Annotated in this window: 22 protein-coding genes and 1 tRNA gene; 18 read left to right on the forward strand and 5 right to left on the reverse strand. The window is 65.5% G+C overall.

Translation table 11 applies throughout. The annotated features are described in order from the left end of the window. Nucleotides 1–32 precede the first annotated feature (32 nt). Nucleotides 33–647: an NAD(P)-dependent oxidoreductase gene (locus VJ109_RS12015; RefSeq protein WP_324756971.1), complete on the forward strand. Its 615-nt coding sequence runs from the start codon at nucleotides 33–35 to the stop codon at nucleotides 645–647. On the opposite strand, the gene mch is transcribed toward VJ109_RS12015, so the two are convergent. The 5 genes from mch to VJ109_RS12040 form a co-directional block, all read right to left on the reverse strand. Beyond that, the gene (mch, locus tag VJ109_RS12020) at nucleotides 641–1,582 is read right to left on the reverse strand and encodes a methenyltetrahydromethanopterin cyclohydrolase (protein WP_324756973.1); all 942 of its coding nucleotides are present in this window, start codon (nucleotides 1,580–1,582) and stop codon (nucleotides 641–643) included. The genes VJ109_RS12015 and mch overlap by 7 nt on opposite strands. Before the next feature lie 49 nt (nucleotides 1,583–1,631). After that, on the reverse strand, nucleotides 1,632–1,826 hold the full coding sequence (locus VJ109_RS12025) for a hypothetical protein (protein ID WP_324756974.1): 195 nt from the start codon (nucleotides 1,824–1,826) through the stop codon (nucleotides 1,632–1,634). Nucleotides 1,827–1,905: 79 nt separating this feature from the next. Continuing rightward, nucleotides 1,906–2,229 (reverse strand): MTH1187 family thiamine-binding protein, encoded by a 324-nt coding sequence (locus VJ109_RS12030; protein ID WP_324760344.1) that lies wholly within the window; start codon nucleotides 2,227–2,229, stop codon nucleotides 1,906–1,908. Between the two features lie 72 nt (nucleotides 2,230–2,301). After that, nucleotides 2,302–2,826 (reverse strand): metal-dependent hydrolase, encoded by a 525-nt coding sequence (locus VJ109_RS12035; RefSeq protein WP_324756976.1) that lies wholly within the window; start codon nucleotides 2,824–2,826, stop codon nucleotides 2,302–2,304. 423 nt (nucleotides 2,827–3,249) lie between these two features. After that, nucleotides 3,250–3,320 (reverse strand) — tRNA-Gly (locus tag VJ109_RS12040). A 353-nt stretch (nucleotides 3,321–3,673) separates the two neighbouring features. Between VJ109_RS12040 and VJ109_RS12045 the strand changes: the two genes are divergently transcribed. From VJ109_RS12045 to VJ109_RS12125, 17 genes are read left to right on the forward strand one after another with little or no spacing between them, the layout of a single operon-like run. Next, a complete protein-coding gene (locus tag VJ109_RS12045; protein ID WP_324756977.1) occupies nucleotides 3,674–4,516 on the forward strand; it encodes an RNA methyltransferase in 843 nt (280 codons plus the stop codon). Nucleotides 4,517–4,520: 4 nt separating this feature from the next. After that, nucleotides 4,521–5,537 carry a 50S ribosomal protein L3 gene (gene rpl3p, locus VJ109_RS12050; protein ID WP_324756978.1) on the forward strand — a complete coding sequence of 339 codons (1,017 nt, stop codon included), beginning with the start codon at nucleotides 4,521–4,523 and terminating at the stop codon, nucleotides 5,535–5,537. 3 nt (nucleotides 5,538–5,540) lie between these two features. Then, nucleotides 5,541–6,281, forward strand: coding sequence for a 50S ribosomal protein L4 (gene rpl4p / locus VJ109_RS12055; RefSeq protein WP_324756979.1), 741 nt, complete (start codon nucleotides 5,541–5,543; stop codon nucleotides 6,279–6,281). Further along, complete coding sequence (locus tag VJ109_RS12060; RefSeq protein ID WP_276222466.1) at nucleotides 6,278–6,535, forward strand: 50S ribosomal protein L23; 258 nt, start codon at nucleotides 6,278–6,280, stop codon at nucleotides 6,533–6,535. The genes rpl4p and VJ109_RS12060 overlap by 4 nt, the downstream gene beginning before the upstream one ends. 2 nt (nucleotides 6,536–6,537) lie before the next feature. Continuing rightward, a complete protein-coding gene (locus VJ109_RS12065; protein ID WP_324756981.1) occupies nucleotides 6,538–7,260 on the forward strand; it encodes a 50S ribosomal protein L2 in 723 nt (240 codons plus the stop codon). A 58-nt stretch (nucleotides 7,261–7,318) separates the two neighbouring features. Further along, complete coding sequence (locus VJ109_RS12070) at nucleotides 7,319–7,741, forward strand: 30S ribosomal protein S19 (RefSeq protein WP_324756983.1); 423 nt, start codon at nucleotides 7,319–7,321, stop codon at nucleotides 7,739–7,741. A gap of 2 nt (nucleotides 7,742–7,743) precedes the next feature. Further along, nucleotides 7,744–8,205: a 50S ribosomal protein L22 gene (locus VJ109_RS12075; protein ID WP_324756985.1), complete on the forward strand. Its 462-nt coding sequence runs from the start codon at nucleotides 7,744–7,746 to the stop codon at nucleotides 8,203–8,205. Continuing rightward, a complete protein-coding gene (locus tag VJ109_RS12080; RefSeq protein ID WP_324756986.1) occupies nucleotides 8,205–9,113 on the forward strand; it encodes a 30S ribosomal protein S3 in 909 nt (302 codons plus the stop codon). The genes VJ109_RS12075 and VJ109_RS12080 overlap by 1 nt, the downstream gene beginning before the upstream one ends. Continuing rightward, the gene (gene rpmC, locus VJ109_RS12085) at nucleotides 9,110–9,325 is read left to right on the forward strand and encodes a 50S ribosomal protein L29 (RefSeq protein ID WP_276222456.1); all 216 of its coding nucleotides are present in this window, start codon (nucleotides 9,110–9,112) and stop codon (nucleotides 9,323–9,325) included. The genes VJ109_RS12080 and rpmC overlap by 4 nt, the downstream gene beginning before the upstream one ends. Next, nucleotides 9,325–9,618: a ribonuclease P protein component 1 gene (locus VJ109_RS12090; RefSeq protein ID WP_276222454.1), complete on the forward strand. Its 294-nt coding sequence runs from the start codon at nucleotides 9,325–9,327 to the stop codon at nucleotides 9,616–9,618. Before rpmC ends, VJ109_RS12090 begins: the two co-directional genes overlap by 1 nt. Then, nucleotides 9,609–9,947, forward strand: coding sequence for a 30S ribosomal protein S17 (locus tag VJ109_RS12095; RefSeq protein WP_324756989.1), 339 nt, complete (start codon nucleotides 9,609–9,611; stop codon nucleotides 9,945–9,947). The genes VJ109_RS12090 and VJ109_RS12095 overlap by 10 nt, the downstream gene beginning before the upstream one ends. Then, nucleotides 9,947–10,345, forward strand: a complete 399-nt coding sequence (locus VJ109_RS12100; protein WP_276222451.1) for a 50S ribosomal protein L14 — start codon at nucleotides 9,947–9,949, stop codon at nucleotides 10,343–10,345. Before VJ109_RS12095 ends, VJ109_RS12100 begins: the two co-directional genes overlap by 1 nt. 4 nt (nucleotides 10,346–10,349) lie before the next feature. After that, nucleotides 10,350–10,712 (forward strand): 50S ribosomal protein L24, encoded by a 363-nt coding sequence (gene rplX / locus VJ109_RS12105; RefSeq protein ID WP_276222448.1) that lies wholly within the window; start codon nucleotides 10,350–10,352, stop codon nucleotides 10,710–10,712. Next, entirely contained in the window at nucleotides 10,709–11,437 is a 729-nt protein-coding gene (locus tag VJ109_RS12110) for a 30S ribosomal protein S4e (RefSeq protein WP_324756993.1), read from the forward strand. The genes rplX and VJ109_RS12110 overlap by 4 nt, the downstream gene beginning before the upstream one ends. Beyond that, nucleotides 11,434–11,964 carry a 50S ribosomal protein L5 gene (locus tag VJ109_RS12115; RefSeq protein ID WP_324756995.1) on the forward strand — a complete coding sequence of 177 codons (531 nt, stop codon included), beginning with the start codon at nucleotides 11,434–11,436 and terminating at the stop codon, nucleotides 11,962–11,964. Before VJ109_RS12110 ends, VJ109_RS12115 begins: the two co-directional genes overlap by 4 nt. Next, entirely contained in the window at nucleotides 11,961–12,143 is a 183-nt protein-coding gene (locus tag VJ109_RS12120) for a 30S ribosomal protein S14 (protein WP_276222444.1), read from the forward strand. Before VJ109_RS12115 ends, VJ109_RS12120 begins: the two co-directional genes overlap by 4 nt. A gap of 2 nt (nucleotides 12,144–12,145) precedes the next feature. Next, entirely contained in the window at nucleotides 12,146–12,538 is a 393-nt protein-coding gene (locus VJ109_RS12125; RefSeq protein ID WP_324756997.1) for a 30S ribosomal protein S8, read from the forward strand. Nucleotide 12,539 lies beyond the last annotated feature (1 nt).

A 12,539-nucleotide genomic window follows, 5' to 3' on the forward strand; every position in this document is an offset into this window, starting at 1 on the left:
TACCGTCGCTACCGAAGGTCTTCCCAACCAGCATGGACATTCTCCTCTTCGGGGCCACGGGTCGGTCCGGGAGCCGCTTTCTCGAACTCGCTCTGGCCGACGGCCATCCCGTGACCGCCTTCACCCGTGATCCGTCCGAACTCCCGTCGGGCGTCTCCGTCGTCGAGGGCGACGCCACCGACTCCGACGCGGTCGCCGCTGCAGTCCCCGACCACGACGCCGTCGTCAGTGCGCTCGGGCCGACCGACGGCGACGACAGCGCTGTCCTGACCGACGGGGTCAGGAACGTCGTCGACGCCATGGAAGCGACCGGCGTCGCGAGGCTCGTCGCCGTCGGTGCGGCCGGGGTCCTCCAGGCGACACCCCGGCACCTCCGGTTGGACACGCCGGAGTTCCCGGCTCGGCTCCGGGACATCGCCGCCGCCCATCGGGCCGCCTACGAGGCGATCCGAGCCTCGAAGCTTGACTGGACGCTGGTCTGTCCACCGTTCATGCCCGACGGGGAGCCGACCAACCACTACCGGACGACCGCGGAGTACCTACCGGACGGCGGCCAATCGGTGTCCTCGGGCGACGTCGCCGCCTGCGTCTACGAGACACTGATCGAGGATCGCCACTACCGCGAACGGGTCGGTATCGCCTACTGAGCGTCGAGGCCGAAACTCTCGGCGAGAACGTCTTCGCTCGTCGATCCGACCACGTGGGTGTCCCCGCCGACCACGTCGATTGTCACCTGTGCCGGGGCGAACAGTTCGACCGGTAGCTCCGCGAACTCCCAGTCGGCGTCCTCGAAGACGCCAGCCAGCGGCCGGTCGTACTCCGCGGCAGCGACGGAGGCCACCTCGTCGAAGCGGTCGAACGACTCGTCGACGGTCAGGTGGACCTCCCCACCGTATGCCAGAGCGTCGGTCGTCCGGGCCATCGCCGTCTCCTCGTCGCCGGCCACCGGTGCGACCGGGGCGCTCGCGTTCGCCGACAGCACCGAAACGGGATCGAATCCGAGTTCGGTGAGTCGGAACACAGCGAGTTCGGCCGCCCGAGCGGCGGCGACGACGCTCCCGGTGATACTCGCCGTCGCGAACGTCGGGAGGAACACGCCGGTCTCGGGGACGCCGGTCCGCTCGGCGACGGCCTCCGCGACGCTCTCGTCGGGCAGTCGATCGGACTCGACCGCCAGGACGGCGAAATCGTCGGACTCGCGGTAGCCGACCCGCTCGAAGATCTCCTCCTCGGCGACCAGCGCGCGTGCGGGACCGCTCCCCAGCCCCTCGAACCCCTCGGTCGAGAGTTCCCACCCTCCTTTTTGGGAGCACAGCAGGGCCAGCGCCGGGTGGTCGGTCGACAGTTCGACGTGGGTCAGGGGCGCGCCGGCGACCGTTCCCATCGCCGACTGGACCGTCGCCAGCCCGGCGGTCTGGATCTCCGCCAGTAAGAGCCCGGCTTCGACGGCACCGGGGACCTCGACCCCGAAGTCCAGGACTGCGGCGTCGCCCTCTAAGGCGTGGACGTCGATCGTCAGCTCCTCGGCGAAGTCGATGGCCTCGTCGATAAGTTCCGTGGCCATTCGGTTGAGACTCTCCATGTCGCCAGCCTGGTGGGGGACGGGTAAACACGTTCCCCTCTCGGCCCCGTCAGTCGGTGACGACCAGCGTTGCGGGCCGCTCCTCGACGGGGACGATCGCCCCGCCACTCTCGGTGACGGCCACGATCTCGCTGGCCGTCTCGATGCTCGCGTCGGCGGGTATCGCGGGTAGCCCCCGCGTCACGATCGCGTCCGTCCGGTCCGGTACGGGTCGGCACGGCGGGGTTGGATCTGTGTCGGCCATCTTTCCCTCCGACTCGGAGCAACGGTCTGTCAGATGATAAACTCCGTCAACCGTTCTCACACCTCGGGAACGGCGACGGTCACTCCTCGCCGTCGCTCCGGGCCGCGCGACCCAGTTGCTCCTCGACGGCGTCGACCTTCTCGCTGGCCCGTTGTTCGACGGTTCGCTTGTCGTCGATCTTCAGGAACGTCTCGACGCGGTCGGACTGTGCACCGACGGCTTCGTGGGCGGCGTGTGCGGCCGCGAACAGTTCCTCGCTGTCGTCGGCTTCGATGATCGTCCCCATCGGTGTGGTCTCGTACTCCACGTCGAAGTCGTCCAACGCCGCGACGGCGTCGGCGACGTAGGGCGCCATGCTCTCCTCGACGACCGGTGCGACCGAGAGGAACCCGATGCAGGTCATATCAGGGTCGTCGAACAGGGCGGCCCTAATCCTGTTGTTCCGCCGCGCGAAGTCGACCACCACACACTGGTCTCAGCCTCTCCGGAACACCGTTTCGTGTTCTTGCAGGTCGCGGATCACGACGTACCCGAACACCGAGAGGACGACAGCGGAGAACACGGCCCAGAGATGGAGGTTGATCGACCCGATCCCCGCCCAGTGGGGGACCACCGGCCGTTGAACCGGCTGGACGAACGGCCACAGTAGATCCGGTGGAAGTTCCGGGTTCCCGTCCGTTAGCCCCGTCCAGTTGTCGGCCAAGACATGGGTGCCGTATGCGAAGACGAACACAGCCCCCGCCCGCAGCCTGTGAGTCTCCAGAGCGTACCAGCCGACCAAGAGCGAGAGTGGTATCGCAAACGGGAGTGAGTGCATGAACACTCGGCCCGACGGAATCAGGTGGAAGACGTGAGCCAACGGCTTGTCGATCAGGTCCGGGAACTGGCTCCCTACGGCACAGAGGCCGACGAGACTGGTCGACGGAATCCGTCGATCACGGACGAGGGCGAACGCGACGACCGGGATCAGGGCGAGAGCGAGATGCGCGGTGGGGAACATCGGCGACGATACTCCATCCTCCTCGGCCTGGGTTCATACGGACACTGCTCGGTGGTCCGTAAATTGCACCAGTATCGCGACTCGCTTCGCTCGTCGGTTGGTATCGACAGAAATGCGCTGGAGGGGATTTGAACCGGAGGAAGACGGTCCGTGTCACTCACTGCGTTCGCTTCCCGGGCTGCGACTGATAGGGTTCAAATCCAGGGGCGATTTCGTCTCGCAACGCGACTCGCTCCGCTCGTCGGTTGGTATCGACAGAAATGCGCTGGAGGGGATTTGAACCGGAGGAAGACGGTCCTGCTCGTCTCACTTCGTTCGACTGCGCGGGCTGCGACTTCCAGGGCTCAAATCCCAGTACCGCATTCACCGCATACAGGACGCGGCGCGACGAGACGCGCCGCTTGCAGTTTGAATTCGGAGAAGTGCGCTGGAGGGGATTTGAACCCCTGTTGTGACCATGGCAAGGTCACGTGATACCACTACACTACCAGCGCTCACTTCGTTCGCCCTGACCCTCGCGGCCGTCCTGCGTCCGCTCGGTACCAGCGCGCACCGCGCTTCTCTGCATCCCAATCTGGGGAGGGTGACAGTAAAAAGCCTTCCGTTTCATGGGGAAAATCGTGTGCTGTGAGGGCATCCGACGGCCCGCTGTCGGGGAGGTTCGTGGGTGTCGCTCACGTGGACCGTCCTTTCGGAAGCGGCAAACGACTGGTAACCGATTCTTCTGCAAACAGCAGTGATGGACCATGTGAACGCGTCTCAACGCGCGCGTGAAGCGGGGTCTTTTTAAGCCCGGGAAGGGGACATATCGGCACAGTCTAGTGGCGCGACGTGGAAGCGTCACGGCATGACGACCAGCGTGCTCGTGCCGTCTTCGCTCACACGCGAAGCCGAGGACAAACGCGAGGCGACTCGCAAGCTCGGATACGTGGCCCGCGCGGCCACGGTCTTCCGGGTCGATCGGCTGACCGTCTTTCCCGACCCCGACGGGGCGGGAAAGTTCGAAGACGGGTTCGTCGAAACCGTGTTACGGTACGCCGCGACGCCGCCACACCTCCGAAAGGAGATGTGGGGCAAGCGGGGCGAACTGGAGTACGTCGGCGTCCTGCCGCCGCTCCGCGTGCGTTCACAGACCGGCTCCGGATCCGAGGGTTCGGGGTCGTTAAGACAGGGAATCGTGACCGAGGTCGGAGCTGATGGGCGCGTACGGGTCAATTGCGGACTGCAACACCCGATCTCCCTTCCCGTGCCAGACGGTCTGGACGTGGAAGCAGGGGAGCGCGTGACCGTCAGGGTCTCTTCGCGACGGCCGGTCCGGGCGAAACTCGTCGACGCCCCCACCACGGGGTTCGACGTCGTTTCCGCGGACCTCGATACGGCACTCTCGCGTGACGACGCCGGGCTCACTATCGCGTCATCGCGATACGGTGAGCCGGTTTCGACGGCGCGGCTCGGCCAGATCGCCGAGCGCCGCGACGCCGCGGGCGACATGACAGTCGCCTTTGGCGCACCCGAGCGCGGGTTACCGTCGATACTCGACGTGGACCCGGACGCCGCCGGGGGAGACCACACCGACGATCCAGCAGGGTTCGACCTCTGGCTGAATACGGTTCCGAACCAGGGCAGCGAGGTCGTGCGAACGGAAGAAGCACTGTTCGCCTCTCTCGCCTGTCTAACCCTCACGGAGTAAACGAATGCCACAACCAAGCAGACCACGCAAAGGCTCGCTGGGCTTCGGCCCGCGCAAGCGCTCGACGAGCGAGACGCCTCGCTTCAACAGCTGGCCCTCCGACGACGGCCAGCCGGGCGTCCAGGGGTTCGCCGGCTACAAGGCGGGCATGACACACGTTGTGCTCGTCAACGACGAACCCAACTCCCCCCGCGAGGGGATGGAGGAGACCGTCCCGGTGACGGTCGTCGAGACGCCGCCGATGCGCGCCGTCGCGCTGCGAGCCTACGAAGACACGCCGTACGGGAAGCGTCCGCTGACGGAGGTCTGGACCGACGAGTTCCACGGGGAACTCGATCGCACACTGGACCTGCCGGAGGACCACGACCCGGACGCTGCAGAGGAACAGGTACGTGACGCACTCGAGGCCGGTGACCTGGGCGACATCCGACTGATCACCCACACCGTCCCCGACGATGTCCCGAACGTCCCGAAGAAAAAGCCCGACGTGATGGAGACTCGCGTCGGCGGCGGAACGCTGTCGGACCGCTTCGACCACGCGCTCGACCTCGTCGGAGACGGCGGCGAGCACTCGATGAACGACGTCTTCCGCGCCGGCGAGTACGCCGACGTGGGTGCCGTCACCACCGGGAAGGGGACCCAGGGTCCCGTCAAGCGCTGGGGCGTCCAGAAACGGAAGGGCAAACACGCTCGGCAGGGATGGCGCCGACGGATCGGCAACCTCGGTCCGTGGAACCCGTCCCGCGTGCGCTCGACGGTCCCCCAGCAGGGTCAGACCGGCTACCACCAGCGCACCGAGCTGAACAAGCGTGTCATCGACATTGGCGAGGGCGACGACCCCAGCGTCGACGGCGGGTTCGTCAACTACGGCGAGGTCGACGGCCACTACACGCTCGTGAAGGGCTCGGTGCCCGGTCCGGACCAGCGACTGGTTCGCTTCCGGCCCGCAGTGCGCCCGAACGACCAACCGCGCCTCGACCCCGAGGTGCGCTACGTCTCCACGGAATCGAACCAGGGATAATCTATGCAGGTAACACGCTACGACCTGGACGGCGACGCCGACGGTGAAGTCGACCTGCCGGACGTCTTCGAGACGCCGGTCCGGACCGACCTCATCCAGAAGGCTGTCCACGCCGCACAGGCAAACCGGAAACAGGACTACGGCTCCGACGAGTACGCTGGCCTCCGCACGCCGGCCGAGTCGTTCGGAAGCGGCCGCGGCCAGGCACACGTCCCCAAACAGGACGGTCGTGCCCGCCGCGTCCCGCAGGCGGTGAAAGGGCGTCCGGCCCACCCGCCCAAAGCCGAGAAGGACCGTTCGATCGACATCAACGACAAGGAACGCCAGCTCGCCGTCCGTTCGGCGCTGGCGGCGACCACCGACGCCGAACTCGTCGCCGAGCGCGGTCACGAGTTCGACCGCGACGAGGTGCCCGTCGTCGTCTCCGACGACTTCGAGGACCTCGTCAAGACCCAGGAGGTCGTCTCCGTGCTGGAAGCGCTCGACGTCCACGCGGACATCGAGCGCGCAGACGAGACAAAGATCAAGGCCGGACAGGGGAAGGCCCGCGGACGCAAGTACCGCCGGCCGTCCTCGATCCTGTTCGTGACGAGCGAGGAGCCGTCGACGGCCGCCCGCAACCTCGCGGGCGCCGACGTGGCGACGGCGAGCGAGGTCAACACCGAAGACCTCGCACCCGGTGCACAGCCGGGTCGACTCACGGTCTTTACCGAATCCGCACTCGCGGAGGTGGCCGACAGATGAGTTGGGACGTCATCAAGTTCCCCCACGTCACCGAGAAGGCCATGAACGACATGGACTTCCAGAACAAGCTCCAGTTCGTCGTCGACGACGCGGCGACGAAGAACGATGTCGTCGACGCCGTCGAGGACCAGTACGAGGTCGAGGTCGTCGATGTGAACACACAGAACACGATGGACGGCGAGAAGAAGGCGGTCGTTCGCCTCTCCGAGGACGACGACGCCCAGGAAGTCGCCTCCAGGATCGGGGTGTTCTAACGATGGGACGACGAATTCAGGGACAACGACGCGGTCGCGGGACGTCCACGTTCCGGGCGCCCTCGCACCGCTACAAGGCTGACCTTCAGCACCGTAAGGTCGAAGACGGCGATGTCGTCGCCGGAACGGTCGTGGACATCGAACACGACCCCGCCCGCTCGGCACCGCTCGCGGCAGTCGAGTTCGAGGACGGCGACCACCGGCTCGTGCTGGCGCCCGAAGGCGTCGGCGTGGGCGACGAACTGCAGGTCGGCGTCAGCGCCGAGATCGCTCCCGGGAACACGCTCCCGCTCGCGGAGATCCCCGAGGGCGTTCCGGTCTGTAACGTCGAGTCCAGCCCCGGCGACGGTGGGCGCTTCGCCCGTGCGTCCGGGGTCAACGCGACGCTGCTGACCCACGACCGCAACGTCGCGGTCATCAAGCTCCCCTCCGGGGAGATGAAGCGGCTCGACCCGCAGTGTCGCGCCACCATCGGCGTCGTCGCCGGTGGCGGTCGGACCGACAAGCCGTTCGTGAAGGCCGGCAACAAGCATCACAAGATGAAAGCGCGAGGGACGAAGTACCCGCGCGTCCGCGGTGTTGCGATGAACGCCGTCGACCACCCCTTCGGTGGCGGTGGTCGTCAACACCCCGGCAAACCCAAGTCGATCTCGCGCAACGCCCCGCCGGGCCGGAAGGTCGGGGACATCGCCTCGAAGCGAACCGGTCGAGGTGGCAACGAATGAGTTCTGTTGCACGCTCCGCGCGCAACAACCTCATTGGTGTCACCCGAGGTGACGACAAATGAGTTCTGAATATCAAATCGGCCACGAAGGAGAGTTCTCCTTCCGCGGCCACACGCTCGACGAGCTGCAGGAGATGGAGCTCGACGAAGTCGCGGAACTGCTTCCCGCACGCCAGCGGCGAACTATCACACGCGGTCTGACCGAGGAAAAGCAGAAACTCCTCGAGAAGGCGCGCGAGGCCGAAGAAGAGGAGACGGCGAACAACCCGATCCGGACACATCTGCGGGACATGCCAATCGTCCCAGCGATGGTCGGGCTGACCTTCGCCGTCCACAACGGCCAGAGCTTCGAGCGAGTTACCGTCGAGCCGGAGATGCTCGGCCACTACCTCGGTGAGTTCCAGCTTACCCGCACCGACGTCGAACACGGGCAGGCCGGCATCGGCGCGACACGCTCCTCGAAGTTCGTACCGCTCAAGTAATCATGGGAATCAGCTACTCAGTCGACGCCGACCCGGACACGACGGCCAAAGCCATGCTCCGGGAGCGGCAGATGAGCCACAAGCACAGCAAGGCCATCGCCCGGGAGATCAAGGGCAAGACGGCCGGCGAGGCTGTCGCGTACCTCGAAGCGGTTATCGAGGGCGACCAGCCCGTTCCGTTCAAACAACACAACTCGGGCGTCGGTCACAAGAGCAAGGTCGACGGTTGGGACGCCGGTCGCTACCCGCAGAAGGCAAGCGAAGCGTTCCTCGACCTGATCGAGAACGCAGTCGGCAACGCCGACCACCAGGGCTTCGACGGCGAGTCGATGCAGATCATGCACGTCGCCGCCCACAAGGTCGGCGAACAACAGGGCCGCAAACCCCGAGCGATGGGGCGAGCAAGCGCCTGGAACACGCCACAGGTCGACGTCGAACTCATCCTCGAGGAGGTCGAGGAATAATGGCGGACGAACAGCAGTTCATCGAAGACGGCCTCCAGCGGACCCAGATCGACGAGTTCTTCTCGGAAGAGCTCGGCCGTGCCGGCTACGGTGGCATGGACGTCGCCAAGACCCCGATGGGGACCCAGATCGTCCTCAAAGCCGAGAAGCCAGGGATGGTCATCGGCAAGGGCGGGAAGAACATCCGGAAGATCACGACCCAGCTCGAAGAGCGGTTCAACCTCGACGATCCGCAGATCGACGTTCAAGAGGTCGACGAGCCGGACCTGAACGCCCGCATCGTCGCGGACCGACTGGCAAACGCGCTCGAACGCGGCTGGTACTTCCGGAAGGCCGGTCACACCACGATCGACCGGATCATGGAAGCCGGTGCGCTGGGTGCCGAGATCGTCCTGTCGGGGAAGGTCACGGGCGCTCGCTCGCGCGTCGAGAAGTTCAACCGCGGCTACGTCAAGCACAACGGCGAACCCGCCGAGGAGATCGTCGACTCCGGTGTTGGCGTCGCGGTGATGAAGCTGGGCACCATCGGTGTCCGGGTCAAGATCATCCCGCCGAACGCCCAACTCCCCGACGACTTCGAGATCTACGAGGACGTCGAGATCGAGGACTACGTCCCGGAGACCGAGGGCGACTCCGTCGAGGAACTCCTCGAAGGCGAACCCGACGACGCCGACGCGGCGCCCGTCGAGGCTGACGCTGACGAGGCCGACGACACTGCAACCGATGTCGACGAGGATGTCGTCGATGAGGAGGTCGTCGAGGAAGAAGTCGATGTCCCGACTGACGACGACGTCGAGGAAGTCGACGTCGACGATATCGAGGCGGCTGTCGACGAGGAACTCGACGAGGAGACCGAGGCGGAAGCCGAGGAACTGATGGACGAGATGGACGAGGAGGATGACGAATGACCGTCCTGCACGTCACCGAGATCCGCGACATGACGCCCGCCGAGCGGGAAGCAGAGCTCGATGACCTCAAGACGGAACTGCTGAACACCCGAGCCGTCAAGGCCGCGGGTGGCGCGCCGGACAATCCGGGGCGTATCAAGGAACTGAAGAAGGCTATCGCGCGCATCAAGACGATACAACGCGAAGAAGGCGACCTTCAGGAGAGCGAATAATGCCACTGACCCCCGAGACGCTCCCACGACACGAACTCGTCGGCCTCGACGTCGAGGTCGTCGCTGCGTCCAACCCGGACGCCGTCGGTATCAGCGGCAGCGTCGTCATGGAGACGACGAAGCTGCTCTCTGTCGAGGGAGCCGACCGGGTGTGGCACGTGCCGAAGGACGCGGCGACGTTCCTGTTCACGCTCGATGACGAGTCCCGAACGCGGGTCCGAATCGACGGCGAACGACTCGTTGCCCGTCCCGCTCGACGCACAGAAACTACAGGAGATTCACAATGGCGCTAGGACTGAACGTACAGGAGCCGGAGGAGACCTGTACCGACCAGAACTGTCCGTTCCACGGAGAGCTCTCCGTTCGCGGACAGACACTGGACGGTACAGTCGCCTCCACTGACATGGAGAAGACCGTCGTCGTCGAGCGCGAATACGACGTGAAGGTGCCCAAATACGACCGCTTCATGAAGCGGCGTAGCCGGATTCCGGCACACGCACCCGACTGTCTCGACCTCGCGGAGGGCGACACGGTCACGATCGCAGAGTGTCGACCACTCTCGAAGACAAAGAGCCACGTCGTCGTTGGCGTGGTCGCAGACGAACAGGGCGGTGACAACTGATGGAAGCACTCAACGCTGACGTCACGCAGGGCCTCGAAAAGGGCTCGCTCATCACGTGTGCCGACAACACGGGCGCACGCGAGCTCAAGGTAATCTCGGTCCACGGCTACTCCGGGACCAAGAACCGCCACCCCAAGGCGGGCCTGGGCGACAAGATCACGGTCTCGGTCACCAAGGGGACGCCGGAGATGCGTCGCCAGGTGCTCGAAGCCGTGGTCATCCGCCAGCGAAAGCCGATCCGTCGACCCGACGGCACGCGCGTGAAGTTCCAAGACAACGCGGCCGTCATCGTCGACGAGAACGAGGACCCCCGCGGGACCGAGCTCAAGGGCCCGATCGCGCGTGAGGTCGCCGAACGATTCGGCAGTGTCGCTTCCGCAGCGACGATGATCGTATAGAACCATGAGCGAGAAACCAGACAAACAGCGAACGAGTCAACGACGCGCGCCGCTGCACGAGCGGCACAAACAGGTGCGGGCCACGCTTTCGGCCGACCTCCGCGAGGAGTACGGTCAGCGCAACGTCCGCGTCAACGCCGGTGACACGGTGGAAGTGCTGCGCGGCGACGACGCCGGCGAGGAGGGCGAAGTGCTGGATGTGGACCTGGCCGACGCGGCCATCCACGTCGAGGACGTCACCCTCGAGAAGGTCGACGGCGAGGAAGTGCCCCGCCCGCTCGACACTTCGAACGTCCGGGTCACCGACCTGGACCTCGAAGACGACAGGCGGCAGGCGCGTCTCGAATCGGAGGACGATACAGCATGAGCAACCACCAGAAGCGTCTCTCGGTGCCAAACAGTTGGCCCGTAGAGCGCAAGACAGCGACGTTCACGGTCAAGGCCGGTGCCGGCCCGCACGGTGAGTCGGGGGTTCCCCTGCTCATCGTCCTGCGGGACGTGCTGGGCTATGCCGACAACCGAAAGGAAGCGCGTTACGCGCTCAACGAGGACAACGTCCTCATCAACGGGACGCCCGTCTCCGACGAGGAACGCCCCGTCGGGATGTTCGACATCATGGCCTTCACCGAGCGAGACGAATACTACCGCGTGTTCCCCGGCGAGGGCGGTCGGCTGGCGCTGACCGCCATCGACGGCGACGCGGCCGACTCCAAACTGGGCAAGATCGTCACCAAGACAAACGTCTCCGGTGGCGACGTCCAGCTGGGGCTTCACGACGGGCAGACGCTGCTCGTCGAGGACGGTGACGCCTACAACGGCGGCGACTCGATCGTCGTCGACAACGAGAGCGGCGAGGTCGTCGCCCACTTCGAGTACGAGGAGGGCGCGCTCGTCACCGCCGTCGACGGTGCCCACGCGGGCGAGATCGGGACGGTCGAGGAGATCCAGGTCACGCCTGGGTCATCCCAGAACAACGTGCTGGTCGAGCAAGACGACGGCGGCTTCGAGACGGTCGAGGAGTATATCGTCGTGATCGACGAGAACTTCACGGGCGATTCGGAGACCGCGAGCGACGAAGGTGATGACGAATGAGCTCGGAGAGCGAATCGGCCGACTTCCACGAGATGCGCGAACCGCGCGTCGAGAAGGTCGTCGTCCACATGGGGATCGGCCACGGTGGCCGTGACCTGGCGAACGCCGAGGACATCATCACCGAGATCACCGGTCAGACGCCCGTCCGGACGAAGGCAAAGCGGACCGTCGGCGAGTTCGACATCCGCGAGGGCGACCCGATCGGTGCGAAAGTCACGCTTCGGGCCGACGAGGCCCACGAGTTCCTGGAGACGGCACTGCCGCTCGCGGAACTCTCGGAGCGGCAGTTCGACGACACCGGCAACTTCAGCTTCGGCGTCGAGGAACACACGGAGTTCCCGAGCCAGGAGTACGACCCGAGCATCGGGATCTACGGACTGGACGTGACGGTCAACCTCGTCCGGCCCGGTTACCGCGTCGCCAAGCGCGACAAGGCGTCCCGATCGATCCCCTCGAACCATCGACTCGACCCCGCGGACGCGACCGCGTTCATCGAGTCGACCTTCGACGTTGAGGTGAGCGAATGAGCGAAAGTGAAACCACGGACGAGCCCGACGCCGAGGCCGACACGGAACGGACCGGCCAGCTCGAATCCTGCCAGCGCTGCGGGCGCGAGCAGGGGCTGGTCGGCAAGTACGACATCTGGCTGTGTCGCCAGTGCTTCCGCGAGATCTCGCGGGGAATGGGCTTCAAGAAATTCAACTAACCATGACAGGTAACGACCCATTCGCCAGTGCGCTGTCGGCCATCAACAACGCCGAGAGCGTCGGCCATCTGGAACAGACAGTATCGCCCGCCTCGAACGAAATCGGCTCCGTCCTCGAGGTCTTCTACGACCGCGGGTACATCGACGGGTTCAGCTTCGTCGACGACGGCAAGTCCGGTGAGTTCGAGGTCGAACTGAAAGGCGCCATCAACGAATGTGGCCCGGTCAAGCCCCGCTACTCCGCTGGGGCCGACGAGTTCGAGAAGTGGGAGAAGCGGTTCCTCCCCGCCCGTGACTACGGGACACTCGTCGTCACGACCAGCCACGGCGTCATGAGCCACTACGAGGCCCGAGAGGAGGGCATCGGTGGCCAAGTAATCGCGTACGTCTACTAAC

This window comes from Haloarcula montana (assembly GCF_035666295.1).
Classification (GTDB): Archaea; Halobacteriota; Halobacteria; order Halobacteriales; family Haloarculaceae; genus Haloarcula; species Haloarcula montana.

Bases quoted from the DNA above. Each gene is read 5' to 3' on its own strand.
- VJ109_RS12015 (WP_324756971.1), top strand. From the start codon at position 33: ATGGACATTCTCCTCTTCGGGGCCACGGGTCGGTCCGGGAGCCGCTTT.
- mch (WP_324756973.1), bottom strand. From the start codon at position 1,582: ATGGAGAGTCTCAACCGAATGGCCACGGAACTTATCGACGAGGCCATC.
- VJ109_RS12025 (WP_324756974.1), bottom strand. From the start codon at position 1,826: ATGGCCGACACAGATCCAACCCCGCCGTGCCGACCCGTACCGGACCGG.
- VJ109_RS12030 (WP_324760344.1), bottom strand. From the start codon at position 2,229: ATGACCTGCATCGGGTTCCTCTCGGTCGCACCGGTCGTCGAGGAGAGC.
- VJ109_RS12035 (WP_324756976.1), bottom strand. From the start codon at position 2,826: ATGTTCCCCACCGCGCATCTCGCTCTCGCCCTGATCCCGGTCGTCGCG.
- VJ109_RS12045 (WP_324756977.1), top strand. From the start codon at position 3,674: ATGACGACCAGCGTGCTCGTGCCGTCTTCGCTCACACGCGAAGCCGAG.
- rpl3p (WP_324756978.1), top strand. From the start codon at position 4,521: ATGCCACAACCAAGCAGACCACGCAAAGGCTCGCTGGGCTTCGGCCCG.
- rpl4p (WP_324756979.1), top strand. From the start codon at position 5,541: ATGCAGGTAACACGCTACGACCTGGACGGCGACGCCGACGGTGAAGTC.
- VJ109_RS12060 (WP_276222466.1), top strand. From the start codon at position 6,278: ATGAGTTGGGACGTCATCAAGTTCCCCCACGTCACCGAGAAGGCCATG.
- VJ109_RS12065 (WP_324756981.1), top strand. From the start codon at position 6,538: ATGGGACGACGAATTCAGGGACAACGACGCGGTCGCGGGACGTCCACG.
- VJ109_RS12070 (WP_324756983.1), top strand. From the start codon at position 7,319: ATGAGTTCTGAATATCAAATCGGCCACGAAGGAGAGTTCTCCTTCCGC.
- VJ109_RS12075 (WP_324756985.1), top strand. From the start codon at position 7,744: ATGGGAATCAGCTACTCAGTCGACGCCGACCCGGACACGACGGCCAAA.
- VJ109_RS12080 (WP_324756986.1), top strand. From the start codon at position 8,205: ATGGCGGACGAACAGCAGTTCATCGAAGACGGCCTCCAGCGGACCCAG.
- rpmC (WP_276222456.1), top strand. From the start codon at position 9,110: ATGACCGTCCTGCACGTCACCGAGATCCGCGACATGACGCCCGCCGAG.
- VJ109_RS12090 (WP_276222454.1), top strand. From the start codon at position 9,325: ATGCCACTGACCCCCGAGACGCTCCCACGACACGAACTCGTCGGCCTC.
- VJ109_RS12095 (WP_324756989.1), top strand. From the start codon at position 9,609: ATGGCGCTAGGACTGAACGTACAGGAGCCGGAGGAGACCTGTACCGAC.
- VJ109_RS12100 (WP_276222451.1), top strand. From the start codon at position 9,947: ATGGAAGCACTCAACGCTGACGTCACGCAGGGCCTCGAAAAGGGCTCG.
- rplX (WP_276222448.1), top strand. From the start codon at position 10,350: ATGAGCGAGAAACCAGACAAACAGCGAACGAGTCAACGACGCGCGCCG.
- VJ109_RS12110 (WP_324756993.1), top strand. From the start codon at position 10,709: ATGAGCAACCACCAGAAGCGTCTCTCGGTGCCAAACAGTTGGCCCGTA.
- VJ109_RS12115 (WP_324756995.1), top strand. From the start codon at position 11,434: ATGAGCTCGGAGAGCGAATCGGCCGACTTCCACGAGATGCGCGAACCG.
- VJ109_RS12120 (WP_276222444.1), top strand. From the start codon at position 11,961: ATGAGCGAAAGTGAAACCACGGACGAGCCCGACGCCGAGGCCGACACG.
- VJ109_RS12125 (WP_324756997.1), top strand. From the start codon at position 12,146: ATGACAGGTAACGACCCATTCGCCAGTGCGCTGTCGGCCATCAACAAC.